We start from the raw sequence: 13,396 nt of genomic DNA, 5'->3' as shown, positions 1-13,396 counted from the left end.
ACGAAGATGGACACGGTAGGACAGCGCGATGACACGCCAAGGGACGGCACGCTCATCGCGGGTCGCCGTAGAAGATGCCACGCCCACCGGTGGCGAAGTACACGCGCCCGGGGAGTCGCGGATCGCCGGTGACGCTGTAGGGCTTGCCGAACCGGTGCGCGTCGTCGTTGATGCGTCGCCAGTGCGCACCTTCGTCGTCGGAGCGGAACACCCCTTCCACGCCGGCCACGCGACCGGCCAGATACAGCGCCGGTGGCGCGCCCTCGCGCAGTGGCCTGCCAATGCCGAGCGAGTGTGCCTCGTCCAGTGTCGACAGGGTCTGCAGGCGGCCGTCCTGCCAGCGCATCACGCCGCGTGCGGGACTGGCCAGATACACCACACCGGCGCGCCATGGGTCGGGCCGCAACTGTGGACGCGTGCGCTCATCGCGCGCCGGCGTTCCCAGCGACTGCCCGGTATCGCGGAAACTGGCCGCACCATCGGTGCTTTCGTACAGGCGCCCACTGAGCGGATCGGCGGCGTACCAACGCTGCGCATCGACGCGATCGGCCACCACCACGGCGGTGTCGGGCAAGCCCTGCACGCGCTGCCAGTGCGTACCGAAATCCGCAGTGCGCCAGTTGCCGCCCTGCGCCGGCGCCCACACCACCTGCGCCGCACCGGCGCCAATGGCGATCGTACCGGCGCCCTGCCCGGCCGGCGGTTCGCTGGCGAATGCGCGCCAGTGCGCGCCCCCATCGCGCGAATACAGCGCGCGGATTTCGTCGTTGCGGCGATCGCGCACGGTGCCGCTGCGCACCACCCACTGCGGCGCCTGGCCGGCGGCATCGATGCTCTCGCCATTGGTCAGGCGCGGGCCGGCATATTGCAGCGGCGCCCTGTCCAGATCGTCGTGGCGAAAGCCATCGATATCGCCGAGCGCGCTGAGCAGATGCGCACCGGCCATCGGGCTGAGCAGATCCAGCGGCACGGTTTCTTCCAGCCCGCGGTCCTGGAACCACCATTGCAACGGCTGCTGCGTGCGCGCGGCCTCGCGCAGATTGCGCGAGGCCCAGATGCCGTAGCCGGTGACGAACAGCGCGTGGTTGCTGTCGAACGGATCGATCGCCAGCGCGCCCATCCAGTGCGGCGTTGCGTGCGCCGTCCACGGCGCGGCGCTGTGATCGAACTGCGCGTTCGCCAACAGCGGCGTCCAGCTACGCCCGCCATCGCTGCTGCGGAACAACTCATCGCGCGGCGTGCGGCGGCGGAATGTGCTGGCCAACAACACTTGCGGTTGTTGCGAGTCCACCGCCACCGCGCCCCAGCCGAAACCATCGCCGTTGGCCGGTTGCGGGATCGGGCTGATCTCGCGCCAGCGGCGCTGCGCCGCGTCGTAGTTCCATAGCGCACCGCCGGCCATCAGGTCCGGGCCGGGCTGATCGCCATAGCTCAGATACCACTGCCCATCGCTGCCACCGGCCATGTGGCTTGGACGCAACCCCCTGGGTTGCCCGACCACCGCCGACCAGGTGCGGCCGGCATCCTCGGAGACATACAGACTGGTCTGCGCGGTGGAAACGCCCACATAGATGCGCGGTGTCGGACTGCCAGCGCGGCCGCTGGCGGCGTCGAACACGACGAAGGCGATCCCCACCGCCTGTTCGCGTCCGACATGGTTGCGCGCGGTGGCACCGGCCAGTGCATCGGCGGGAAATCCTTCCACCCGCGCCCAGTGCGCGCCGCGATCGTCGCTGCGCCACAGGCCTGCATCACGTGAACCCAGCAACAGCACACGGCCATCGTGCGGGTCCACCGCCAGCCGCTCGCCGTTGGCGCGCCCAAGCTGATTGCCGCCCAGCTTGAACGGCAGGTCGGCGCGCTCGAAGCTGCGGCCGCGGTTGAACGAGCGCAGCACCGCCGCATTGCCGGCGCGCTCGTGCATGTAGGTGCCCGCTGCCAGATAGATGGCCTCGGGATTGGCGGGGTCGATGGCGAATGCATCAATCCCCATCAGGTTCCAGTCGTCCGCACCCAGCCAGTCGGTCAGGGCAATCCACTGCTGCGCACGCGCATCCCAGCGATACGCGCCACCGACATCGGTGCGTGCGTACGCAAGATCGCGCTCGGCGGGATGGAACAGTACGCCGGTGACGAAGCCGCCGCCGCCGATGGCGACACTGCGCCAGTGATACGGCCCTGGCGTGCCGGGCTCGGCCGCAGACACGTCAGGCGTCATGAAGGGCAACACCAGCGTCAGGCAAACGGCAGTCAGCCACGCGTGTGCTGCGGAAACGCGGCGCTTAGTAGGCGGATCGATCATGGCGATCATTCCTCCGGCTCCCCTCGCGATCGACGGCAGCGCCATCGATAGGAAAAACACCGGCCCGACGAGCTGCCTGCACAGCTCGCCGGACCGGAGACGCACTTCCTACGGCGCGTTCTACAGGCTGGCCCGCAAGGTCAGGCCATACCGACGATCGTTGATCACAAAGTCGCGGTAGCGCGACTCGACACCCAGGTAGCTCTCGCGGCGGGTATCGAGCAGATTCACGCCATCGAGCGAAATCGACCACACATCATTGATGTTGAAACGCAGCGAGGCATCCAGCTGGCCGAAGCCCTTGTTGTAGACTGGCAGGTTGCCGGTGCCGTTGCCCGCGGTGGTCACCAGCCAGTCACTGCGCCAGTTGTAGGCCACACGGCCCTGGAAGCGCGCCGTTTCGTAGCTGACGATGGCGTTGTAGCTGTTCTTGGACAGGCCTTCCAGCGGCACCGTCAACGACTGGCCGTTGGTGTCGGTCGCGGTGGGGCTCGGCGCCTCGCTGTCGACATAGGTGTAGTTGGTCTGCAGGCCGAAGCCGCTCAGCCAGCCCGGCAGGAAGTCGAAGAACTGCGTGTAGCCCAGTTCGGCACCACGGATCTTGCCCGAATCGCCGTTGACCGGACGGGTGATCTGCCACACCTGGCCGTCGTAGACCTCGTTGAAGACGGCGTTGGCGATGAAGCCTTCCACCTTCTTGTAGAACACGGTGCCGTACATCATCGAGCCCTGGCCGAAGTACCACTCCAGCGCGGTGTCGAACTGGTCGGCCTTGACCGCTTCCAGGCTCGGGTTACCCGCGGTGCCGGTGAAGGTCGAGGCGCCGCTGGACGAGGTGCCGGTGCTCAGGCTCAGGTTGGGATTGAGGCGGTCGAAGGTGGGACGCGAGATGCCACGCGAGGCCGCAAACCGCCACTGCAGCTGATCGCTCAGCATCCAGCGCAGGTTCAAGCTCGGCAGCACGTCGGTGTAGGTCTGCTGCGCATCCACCGGAATCAGACCGCCGCCTTCGGCATCGGTGCCGGTGCGCACGCCCTGCGAGCCGACTTCGGTCCGTACCACGCGCACGCCGATGTTGCCGTCGAACGGGATGTCGCCATCCACACCGAAGCGCAGCACGCCGTAGGCCGCGTAGGTCTTCTCGTTCTGGGTGTTGATGTTGTTGGGCGCAAATTCCAGCGGCGTGCCGCCGAAGGTGGCCAGCGTCTGCTCGTAGTTGGCCACGGCCGCATCGGAAGCGGTCAGGGTCGGGCCGAAGGTGCTGCTCTTGCCACGGAAGAAATCGGTGATCGGGTTGGTCACCACGCCCACGGTGGGGAACTGCGAGAACGGCGTGCCGGCGCAGCCGTTGATGCACATGAAGCGATAAACGTTGCCCTTGGTCTCGGCATCGCGGTCGGTATAACGCACGCCGGCCTTGAAGCTGCGCACGAAATCGCTGTCGAACGCCAGATCCATGTCCGAACGCCAGGCGAACTCGGTGCCGGTGTTGTCGTCCTTGTTGTCCAGGTGCCAGCGCCAGCCGTTGTAGTTGTCCTGATTGGCCAGGAAACCTTCAGCGCCACTGGCATCGGTCACCGACAGCTTCGGCAGGTCGCCACGGAAGTCGACGTTGAAGAACGGCGTGTTGTTCAGGCCGGTCGCCACGATGTAACGCGTGCCGGTGGTGGTGGCATCGACGTACTGGAAGTCGGTGCTCAGGGTCAGCTTCTCGTTGACCGTCCACTTGGCGCCCAGCGAGTAATCGGTGGTCACCGAATGCCGCTCGGTCAGGCTGGTGTTGGAATCGGCCGGCACGTTCTGGAAAGTGCCGTTGACGAACTCGTTGCGGTCGTTGACCTGGATGCCGGGGGTGCCCTGCATCGGATTGGCACCGGTCAGCGCGAAGAACGAATAATCGTGCCAGCTGAAGTCGTATTCCGAACGCAGTACCTGCGTGTAGACCTCGACTGCATCGTTCGGACGCCACTGCATCGCGAACGCGCCGGTCTTGCGCTCGCGCTCGCCGACGGTGGTGTTGATGCCGGCACCGTGTGGCACCGAGATGCCCTGGCCTTCGTAGCCCGGCAGATCGGTCTGGGTGTACCAGGGCTCGATCGAGATGGTGTCCTGGCGGAACGGGCTCTTCTGCTGCGAGTAGTTCACCAGCAGGCCGATCTCGCCGATACCGGTCTGCCAGCGGTCGCTGAACAGGCCCGAGAACGCCGGCTTGCCGTCATCGGCCAGGTCGTAATAGTTGTACTGCACGCTGCCGGCGATCTTGCGGCCGTCGTAATCGAACGGCAAGCGCGTACGCAGGTCGACGGTGCCGCCCAGGCCACCTTCGATCATGTCGGCCGACGGGTTCTTGTAGACGTTGACGCCGCCGAGCAGCTCGGCCGATACGTCTTCGAAGCTCAGGCCACGGCCGTCGTTGGCGGTGAAGATATCGCGGCCATTGAGCTCGGTGCGCACCTGGGTCAGGCCGCGAATGGCGATCGAACTGCCTTCACCGTAGTTGCGCGAAATCTGGATGCCGGAGATGCGCTGCAGCGCTTCGGCGACGTTGTTGTCGGGCAGCTTGCCGATGTCTTCGGCAACGATGGAATCGACGATCTGCTCGGCATTCTGCTTGACCAGCTGCGCCTTGGTGACGCTGCTGCGGGTACCGGTGACCTGCACCGTGTCCAGCTGCTGGGTGGTCGCATCCGATGCCGGTGCAGCGGTGGTGGTCGCATCCTGCGCATAGGCCTGCGCGCTCAGCAGCGTGGCCACACTGATGGCCATCACGGAGCGGCGGAAATCACGGATCGAACGCTGACCCACAGCCCGGCCTGCCGGAATGTGGCGATGTTGCACTGACATAGTGCTCCCTCCCAGGACGCATGTACTTCTTGTTTTAGCGGACCGGTGCGCGAACGCCCTGCCCGTCGTTGTTGCTGGCCCGCATCTGCCATCCGGACGTTGCCGGGAGTGCGGATGCGTGGTCGCCCTGGCGGGCAGACCTGCGGCTGCGGCGGGAGCATAGGGTGCGGTCGTCATGCCACACCAATGAAATATTCCTGGAAAGCTATTCGTTAAAACTATAGCAATCGCGTGAAACCCGGCCGGTCCGGCATTACAGGCCGCCCCTGCCACTCTGCAGGAAACGGCCTCGACTGTGCGACTCGCTTCACAGTCGAGGCGTGACTGCGCGCACTTACCAGTTCATGCGCAGCACCAGCGAGTAGCGCCGGTCGTTGACGAACGACGAGCGGGTGTACAGCCGCGGGTCGACTTCGCCGCCTTCGTACGAGGTCGGGCCCATCAGCACCTTGGTCACGGTGTTGGTCAGGTTGTTGGCCTGCACGCCCAGCTGCAGATGCTCATTGAAGCGGTAGAAGAACGAGCCATCGAGCTGACCATAGTCGTCGGCCCAGGTCGGCAGGCGGGTCGCCGCGTCGCTGGTGGTCAACAGGTAGCGCGAACGCCAGTTGTAGGCCAGGCGCAACGACCACGAACCCTTCTCGTAGATGCCGGCCAGGTTGTAGCTCCGCCGCGACAGGCCTTCCAGCGGCAGGTCGACGCCGTCCACGGTGGAACGGGTGTACGGATCGATGGCGGTATTGGCGCCGCCCTCGCTATCGACGTAGGTGAAGTTGGCGTTGACGCCGAAGCCGCTCAGCCAGCCCGGCAGGCTGTCGAAGAACTGCGTGTAGCCCACTTCGGCGCCACGGATGGTGCCTTCGTCGGTGTTGTACGGCCGGGTCACCAGCCACTGGCGGTTGTCGTAGGTCTCGGCGCGGGTCTGGGTGGAGAAATAGTCCTTGACCTTCTTGTAGAACAGCGTGGTGTAGAGCATGTCGCTGCTGTCGAAGTACCACTCCAGCGCGGTGTCGAACTGGTTGGCGCGCATCGGCTTGAGGGTCGGATTGCCCGCGGTGCCGACGAAGTTGGTGGCGTTGCCGGCGTCGTCGGTTTCCACGTTCAGCAGCACATACGGCTGCAGCTGGGTGTAATCCGGGCGCGCCATCGCCTTGGACGCGGCAAAGCGCCATTGCAGGTTGTCGGTGAAACGCACGCGCAGGTTCAGGCTGGGCAGCACGTTGGTGTAGCTGCCCTGCGAGTTGTTGTCGAAATACTGGCCGGTATAGCGGGCCTGCAGTTCGGGCGAGACGTTCAGGCCGGACAGATTCTGGAATTGACCGAAGCCTTCGGCCTGGGTCTTGGTCTGCACGATGCGTACGCCGACGTTGCCGTCCACCGGCACGCCCAGCGCTTCATCGTTGCCGAAGTACAGCGCCGCGTAGGCGGCCTGGGTCCGCTCGAACTGCCGGTTGGTGTCCTGCGGTTGGTAGGTATCCGGTGCCCAGCCCCACCCACGCAGCGCCACGATCTGTTGCTGCAGCAGGTCCGATGCGCGGCCGTAATTCCTGACCAGCCCGCCATTGGGCACGATCAGGGTGGTCGGCACGTTCACGCCGCCACGGAAGAAGTTGGAGAAGGTGAACTGCGAGGACTCGTTCGGCAGGTACTGCGACATGTTGGCCAGGCCATTGGCGCTGCCAGGGATGGCCGCCCAGTTGTCCGACAGCACGCCCCAGTTGTAGCCGGAGTTCTTGTTGGTCTGGTTGCGGTCGGTGGCGCGCATGCCGAAGCGCGCAAAGCGCAGCCAGCTGCTGTCCTGGAAGGTGTATTCCAGATCCACACGGGTGGACAGCTGACGCCCGCGGTTGTGGCCCAGGTGGTCCATCGCCGCCGCCCAGAAGTAATTGGACGGGTCCTGGGTAAAGCCCTGGTTGGCGATCTGCACGGTCGGATACTTGCCCGAGACGTCATAGGTCAGGCCAGGCAGATAGGTCGCGCTGAACACGGTGAAGTCCAGCTGGTCGTTCTCCGACTGCACCAGCTGCACATCGCCCTTGATCTGCAGGTTGTCGTTGAAGTAATGGCTGAAACCCACCGACAGGTCGGAGGTGGTGGTCTGCTGATCCGAATAGCGGTTGTCGGTATTGAAGCGCACGCCGTCGCCGGTCAGCAGGCCGCGCCAGGAGTTGGACACCGGCGAACCGCGCTGGAACACGCCGTCCTGGTCGTACTGGAAGGTCGTCCCCGGCGCCGGGCTGATGCTGTTGTTGCTGTCGTTGAAGAACGCCGCGCGCTCCTGCCAGTTCATGTCGTAGCGCGAGCGCAGGTATTGCGCGTAGATCTCGGTCTGGTCGCTGGGCCGCCACTGGAACGCAGCCGCAATACCGTCGCGCTTGCGTTCGAAATCCAGCTGGCGCCAGTTGACCCCGCCCGGCACGAACACTTCGCTGCGGCCGCTGCCGGCCAGCACTGCATCGTCGGTACGGCGCACATACGGCTCGACCTGGATGCCGTCCGAGCGGGTCGCCAGTTCCGAATGGGCGATATCGATCATGAAGCCCATCTCGCCGACACCGGTCTGCCAGCGGTCGCTGAACAGGAACGACGCCGACGGCTTGTACTTCTTGCTCATGTCGCCGTAGTTGACGTCGACATTGCCGCCGACGATGCGGCCCGGATTGTCGAACGGCATGCGCGTGCGCAGGTTGACCGTACCGCCCAGACCGCCCTCGATGATTTCCGCGGAAGGATTCTTGTACACGTCCACGCCGGCCATCAGTTCGGCCGGCACGTCCTCGAAGCTCAGCCCACGGCCGCTGGCGGCGCTGAAGATGTCGCGGCCATTGAGTTCGCCGCGCACCTGGGTCAGGCCGCGGATCATCACGCCGCTGCCTTCGGCCGAAAAGTGATCGGGGTCGCTGCGTGCGGCGAAGTGGTCGATGGTCACACCGCTGACGCGCTGCAGGGTTTCGGTGACGCTGCGATCGGGCAGCGCGCCGATGTCTTCGGCACTGACCGAATCGACGATCTGCGCGGCGTCGCGCTTGATCGTTTGCGACTTGATCAGGCTGGCACGCACGCCGCGCACCTCCACCGTGTCCAGATCGACCGCGCTGCTGGCATTGCCTGAGGGTGCGTTCTGCTGGGACGCGGCCTGTTGGGCATATGCCGGCGCAGCGAGCAGCAGCCCGATGCTGATGGCCATGGCCGAACGACGCAACGGTGGCAGACAACGCGCGCGCACGCCCGTTCCTGCCGAGGCATGGCTTGAAAACTTGGACATCTGAATCCCTCCCAGGACGCAAGACGACTGAAGACTGGTTGTCGCGGCGCAAGGCGCGCCGTGTGATGGTGCGGAACAGGCGCTGGCGCCCATTCCGTTTTTCCTGCTGCATGGCGGCTTGGCCGCCGATCGCCTGCCCGACTTCACGTGCGCTTCAGCGTGCGATCTGGCGCACAGATATAGGCGCACGGTCTAGCGCCAGCCAATGAAAAATTCACAGACTGGTATTACCCCACGGAATAGAAATGGAAGAGTCTGTTAAGCAAGGGATTCCGGCCCGCGCAGGGCCGGGTACAGCCGCCTGGCAGTGGTGCGCAGCGCCTGCAAGATGCGCTCGGCACCCGGCGGGAGGATGTAATCGCGCCGACGGATGATGCCGAACGACTCCATCCGCACGCCCAGCTCGATCGGCAGCACGGTCAGCAGCTTGGCCTGGATCAGCGGCGCCACCGACTCCACCGGCAAGGCGGTCAGCATGTCGGTGCCGCGCAGCAGCGTGGAGGTGACCGGCAGCGACGAGGTTTCGATGGCATTGGTTGGCGTCTGTACGCCGTGCTCCATGAACATCGAGTCCAGCCGCGCGCGCAGCACGCTGTCGGCCGGTGGCAGGATCCAGCCATGTCGCACCAGGTCCGCATGCTGCAGGCCGGCGCGGCTGGCCAGCGGGTGGCCGGCACGCGCGATCACCGAATGCGGCTCGTCGGCCAGCGGCTCGAACTCCAGCTCGCCCACCCCTTCCGGCCCCAGAATGCGGCCAATCACGATGTCCAACTGGCCATCCAGCAACTTGGCCACCAGCGGACGGCTGTAGTCCATCTCCACCCGCACCAGGATGTCCGGAAACTCGCGCTTGACCTCGGCAATGGCCTGCGGCACCAGATTGGTCCCCGGGTTGACCACGGTGCCGATCGACGCCTGCCCCATCCGCCCGGCACGCAGCGCCGCAATTTCTTCCTGGGCACGGCCGATCTCCGACATCGCCGCGCGCGCGCGCCGGATCAGCACATGCCCGTACCAGGTCGGCTCGACACCGCGGGCATGCCGCTCGAACAGTTTCACCCCCAGCATCTCTTCCATCTCGGCCAGCAGCTTGGAGGCGGCCGGTTGCGTCATGCTGGCGGCCTCGGCCGCGCGCAGTACCGAGCGCTGTTCGTGCAGATGCAGCAGCAGCAAGAGTTGACGGGTTTTCAGGCGGGCTGCGTTGAACCAGGGAGTACCGGAATTTGCCATGGGGTGCGGTTGCGGCCGTGTATTCGTCGGAGGAATAGAATATGCCGAAAATTTCATTTGCAGCACATATCTCACCGCGCGAGGCTAGCGCTCGCCGCAGCAGGAGCCCCTACCTCCCGGGCGCGGCCAGAACAGACGTGACCCGCCTCGACCAGGCGATAACACGCACGCCATGAACGCGGAGGTGGACGACGATGACCGCAACTTGCCGGCCACTTGCGGGCCGTAGCGGCATGCGTGTGCATGCCGGGCATGCCCATCGGCATTGCATCGCGGCGCTGCCACTGCACTTCGTTTTTCTCCCCGGATTGCGCATTGGCGGCAACCTGTCGTCTGCGCAGTTGCGCAAGCTCCCCCGACGTTGCCGGCCACTCGGTCGCCAACGGCCGCTTTCCGCTCTATCGCGAGTAACCGCATGACCTCAGACACCACCGCCAGCCTGTTCGCCCTACCGCTGATCGCCATCCTGCGTGGCATCACGCCGGAAGAGACGCCCGACCATGTCGGCGCGCTGATCGACACCGGCTTCGATGCGATCGAGATTCCGCTCAATTCGCCGCGCTGGGAGCAAAGCATCGCCCTGGCCCAGCAGACCTATGGCGAACGCGCCTGGATCGGTGCCGGCACCGTACTGCGCAACGAAGACGTGGACACCCTGGCCGAGATCGGTGCGCGCTTCATCGTCACCCCGAATACGCGCCCCAGCCTGATCCGCCATGCAGTGGCGCGCGGGCTGACCGTGGTGGCCGGCTTTGCCACCGCCAGCGAGGCCTTCGACGCCATCGACGCCGGTGCCACCATCCTGAAGCTGTTTCCGGCAGCCACCTATGGCGCGGCGCATGTGCGCGCCCTGCGCTCGGTGCTGCCCACCCACATCCCGGTCTACGTGGTCGGCGGCGTCAGCCCGCAGACTCTGGCCGGCTTCATCGCCCAGGGCGCTGCCGGTGCGGGCATCGGCGGCGAACTGTACAAGCCCGGCCAATCCCTCGAAACAACCCAGACGCATGCACGCATGTTCGTGCAGGCCTACCAGGAACTGCAAGGATGAAGATCACCCGCCTCACCACCTACCACGCTGCACCGCGCTGGCTGTTCCTCAAGGTCGAAACCGACGAGGGCATCACCGGTTGGGGCGAGCCGGTCATCGAAGGCCGCGCGCGCAGCGTGGAAGCGGCCGTGCACGAACTGGCCGGCTACATCGTCGGCAAGGATCCGGCACGCATCAACGACCTGTGGCAGACCATGTACCGCGCCGGCTTCTATCGCGGCGGTGCCATCCTGATGAGCGCCATCGCCGGTATCGACCAGGCGCTGTGGGACATCAAGGGCAAGGCGCTGGGCGTGCCGGTGTACGAGCTGCTGGGCGGGCTGGTACGCGATCGCATGAAGACCTACCGCTGGGTCGGCGGCGACCGCCCCGGCGCCATCATCCAGCAGATTACCGACTACCGCGCGCTGGGCTTTGACACCTTCAAGTTCAACGGCACCGAGGAAATGAAGCTGATCGACAGTGCGCGCGCAGTCGATGCGGCGGTGGTCAAGGTCGCCGAAATCCGCGAAACCTTCGGCAACGCCATCGATTTCGGCATCGACTTCCACGGCCGCGTCGGCGCGCCGATGGCCAAGGCGCTGCTGCGCGAGCTGGAGCCGTTCAAGCCGCTGTTCGTCGAGGAACCGGTGCTGGCCGAGCAGGCCGAGTACTACCCGCGCCTGGCCGCGAGCACCTCGATTCCGCTGGCGGCCGGCGAGCGCATGTTCTCGCGCTTCGAATTCAAGAACGTGCTGTGCGCCGGCGGCATCGGATGGCAGTATCGCTGCCCTGCCCAAGCCTGGGCTCGGTGTGGAGATCGACGAAGCCATGCTCAAGCGCGCCAACGAAAATCCGCCGGACTGGCGTAACCCGGTGTGGCGTCACGCCGATGGCAGCATCGCCGAATGGTGAGCACGCCCGAACACACCGCCGCGCTGGCGGTCGACAGCCGCTGCACGCACGGCGAAGGCGTGATCTGGTGCCAACAGCGCCAGGCGCTGTACTGGGTCGACATCGTTGAAAAGCGCCTGTGGCGGCATCATCCGGCCACGGCGCAATCGCGCTACTGGACACTGCCCGATCGACCGGGCTGCCTGGGCCTGATGGACGATGGCCGCGTGCTGGTCGCGTTGGCCAAGACAGTTGGGGTGGTCGATCCGGACAATACGGACGCCGACGCGCTGCCATTCGAAAAACTGGCCGATGTGGAGGCGGACAACCCGCTCACCCGCAGCAACGATGGCCGCGTCGACCGGCATGGCAATCTGGTGTTCGGCACCATGGACGAACACGACAGCAAGGCCGCACGCGGCGCGTTCTACCAGTTTTCGCTGCGGCACGGCTTGCGTGCGCTGCCGTTGCCGGGTGTGTCCATTCCCAACTCGATCTGCTTCAGCCTCGACGGCCGCACCTTGTACTACTGCGATTCGGTGCGCCCGCAGATCCTGTGCTGCGATTACGACCCGGAGACGGCGCAGACCAGCAACACGCGCGTGTTCACCACCCTGGATCGCGACGACGCCGAACCGGATGGCTCGATCATCGACAGCGAAGGCCACCTGTGGAATGCGCAGTGGCGCGCCTGCCGCGTGGTGCGTTACCGCCCCGACGGCAGCGTGGAGCGCATCGTGCAATTGCCGATCAAGCACCCCACCTGCAGCGCGTTCGGCGGCGCGGCGCTGGATCGCCTGCACGTGATCTCCTCGCGCCTGGACCATAGCGCCGAAGAACTCGCGCGCATGCCCGAAGCCGGCAGCCTGTTCGTGTGCGACCTCGCCATCGCCGGCCTGCCCGAAAGCCGGGTGACCAGCGCATGATCGCCGTCGACTGGGGGACCAGCAGCCTGCGCGCCTACCTGCTCGACGCGAGCGGCACCGTGCTGGAACAGCGTCGCGGCAGCGACGGCATCCTCGCCTGCCAGGGACGCTTCGCCGACGTGTTGAGCGCATTGATCGATGGCTGGGAGGGCCCGGTACTGCTGTCGGGCATGATCGGCAGCCGCAATGGCTGGGTCGAACAGGCCTACCTGCCCTGCCCCACCGACGCTGCGGCCCTGGCAGCGGCCATGCGCCGCTACGACGACCTGCTGCCCGGCCGCACGCTGTGGTTCGTGCCCGGCGTCAGCACCGGCGAGCGGACCGGCGTGCCCGACGTGATGCGCGGTGAGGAGACCCAGCTGGTCGGCCTGCTCGCCAGCCTGGGCCAGGGCGATCACGTGGCCTGCCTGCCGGGCACGCACAGCAAATGGGCCACGCTCGCCGACGGCCAGCTGACCGACTTCGCCACCGTCATGACCGGCGAACTGTATGCAGTGCTGTGCCAGCACAGCATCCTCGGCAAGCTGATCCCCGACGCCCACGCCGAGCTCGACGCGCCCGCGTTCCTGCTCGGCATCGAACGCAGCGCCGGACCGGGCGGGCTCAGCCACCACCTGTTCGGCACCCGCACGCTGGGCCTGTTCGACCGCCTGGACGCGCAGGCCCTGCCCTCGTACCTGTCCGGCCTGTTGATCGGCCACGAGCTACGCGAGCACCGCGGCACGCACGCCACCGTGCACCTGGTCGGCAGCCCTGCGCTGGCGCAGCGCTACGCGCTGGCGTTGCAGCATGTCGGTGTTGACAGCCAGTTGCACCCGGAAGATCTGGCTGCGACAGGGTTGTTCGCGCTGGCCAGACAGCGCGGGCTGGTTTGAGGTAAGCCTCTCTCCCGCCGGGGCGAGAAAGCA

Annotated in this window: 7 protein-coding genes and 1 pseudogene; 4 read left to right on the top strand and 4 right to left on the bottom strand. The window is 66.0% G+C overall.

What is annotated here, in order from left to right; genetic code table 11:
- Positions 1–52: 52 nt before the first annotated feature.
- The 4 genes from XCSCFBP4642_RS0109745 to XCSCFBP4642_RS0109730 form a co-directional block, all read right to left on the bottom strand.
- Positions 53–2,311 (bottom strand): beta propeller repeat protein, encoded by a 2,259-nt coding sequence (locus XCSCFBP4642_RS0109745; protein WP_029219615.1) that lies wholly within the window; start codon positions 2,309–2,311, stop codon positions 53–55.
- 111 nt (positions 2,312–2,422) lie between these two features.
- On the bottom strand, positions 2,423–5,146 hold the full coding sequence (locus tag XCSCFBP4642_RS0109740) for a TonB-dependent receptor (protein WP_029219614.1): 2,724 nt from the start codon (positions 5,144–5,146) through the stop codon (positions 2,423–2,425).
- A gap of 334 nt (positions 5,147–5,480) precedes the next feature.
- Positions 5,481–8,411 (bottom strand): TonB-dependent receptor, encoded by a 2,931-nt coding sequence (locus tag XCSCFBP4642_RS0109735; protein WP_029219613.1) that lies wholly within the window; start codon positions 8,409–8,411, stop codon positions 5,481–5,483.
- Between the two features lie 258 nt (positions 8,412–8,669).
- Positions 8,670–9,641, bottom strand: coding sequence for a LysR family transcriptional regulator (locus XCSCFBP4642_RS0109730; RefSeq protein ID WP_029219612.1), 972 nt, complete (start codon positions 9,639–9,641; stop codon positions 8,670–8,672).
- 415 nt (positions 9,642–10,056) lie between these two features.
- Here XCSCFBP4642_RS0109730 and XCSCFBP4642_RS0109725 point away from each other — a divergent pair, with 415 nt between their 5' ends.
- From XCSCFBP4642_RS0109725 to XCSCFBP4642_RS0109710, 4 genes and pseudogenes are all read left to right on the top strand, one after another.
- Entirely contained in the window at positions 10,057–10,689 is a 633-nt protein-coding gene (locus XCSCFBP4642_RS0109725; RefSeq protein WP_029219611.1) for a 2-dehydro-3-deoxy-6-phosphogalactonate aldolase, read from the top strand.
- Positions 10,686–11,583, top strand: a pseudogene (gene dgoD / locus XCSCFBP4642_RS24505) (galactonate dehydratase). The gene XCSCFBP4642_RS0109725 and the pseudogene dgoD overlap by 4 nt, the downstream one beginning before the upstream one ends.
- On the top strand, positions 11,577–12,488 hold the full coding sequence (locus XCSCFBP4642_RS0109715) for an SMP-30/gluconolactonase/LRE family protein (protein WP_029219610.1): 912 nt from the start codon (positions 11,577–11,579) through the stop codon (positions 12,486–12,488). Before dgoD ends, XCSCFBP4642_RS0109715 begins: the two are co-directional and overlap by 7 nt.
- Entirely contained in the window at positions 12,485–13,363 is an 879-nt protein-coding gene (locus XCSCFBP4642_RS0109710) for a 2-dehydro-3-deoxygalactonokinase (RefSeq protein ID WP_029219609.1), read from the top strand. Before XCSCFBP4642_RS0109715 ends, XCSCFBP4642_RS0109710 begins: the two co-directional genes overlap by 4 nt.
- Positions 13,364–13,396: the final 33 nt, after the last annotated feature.

This window comes from Xanthomonas cassavae CFBP 4642 (assembly GCF_000454545.1).
GTDB lineage: Bacteria > Pseudomonadota > Gammaproteobacteria > Xanthomonadales > Xanthomonadaceae > Xanthomonas > Xanthomonas cassavae.
This window is presented reverse-complemented; position numbering and strand designations above follow the sequence as displayed.

Coding starts and splice junctions, on each gene's coding strand:
- XCSCFBP4642_RS0109715 (WP_029219610.1), top strand. CDS start 11,577: ATGGTGAGCACGCCCGAACACACCGCCGCGCTGGCGGTCGACAGCCGC.
- XCSCFBP4642_RS0109735 (WP_029219613.1), bottom strand. CDS start 8,411: ATGTCCAAGTTTTCAAGCCATGCCTCGGCAGGAACGGGCGTGCGCGCG.
- XCSCFBP4642_RS0109740 (WP_029219614.1), bottom strand. CDS start 5,146: ATGTCAGTGCAACATCGCCACATTCCGGCAGGCCGGGCTGTGGGTCAG.
- XCSCFBP4642_RS0109730 (WP_029219612.1), bottom strand. CDS start 9,641: ATGGCAAATTCCGGTACTCCCTGGTTCAACGCAGCCCGCCTGAAAACC.
- XCSCFBP4642_RS0109745 (WP_029219615.1), bottom strand. CDS start 2,311: ATGATCGCCATGATCGATCCGCCTACTAAGCGCCGCGTTTCCGCAGCA.
- XCSCFBP4642_RS0109725 (WP_029219611.1), top strand. CDS start 10,057: ATGACCTCAGACACCACCGCCAGCCTGTTCGCCCTACCGCTGATCGCC.
- XCSCFBP4642_RS0109710 (WP_029219609.1), top strand. CDS start 12,485: ATGATCGCCGTCGACTGGGGGACCAGCAGCCTGCGCGCCTACCTGCTC.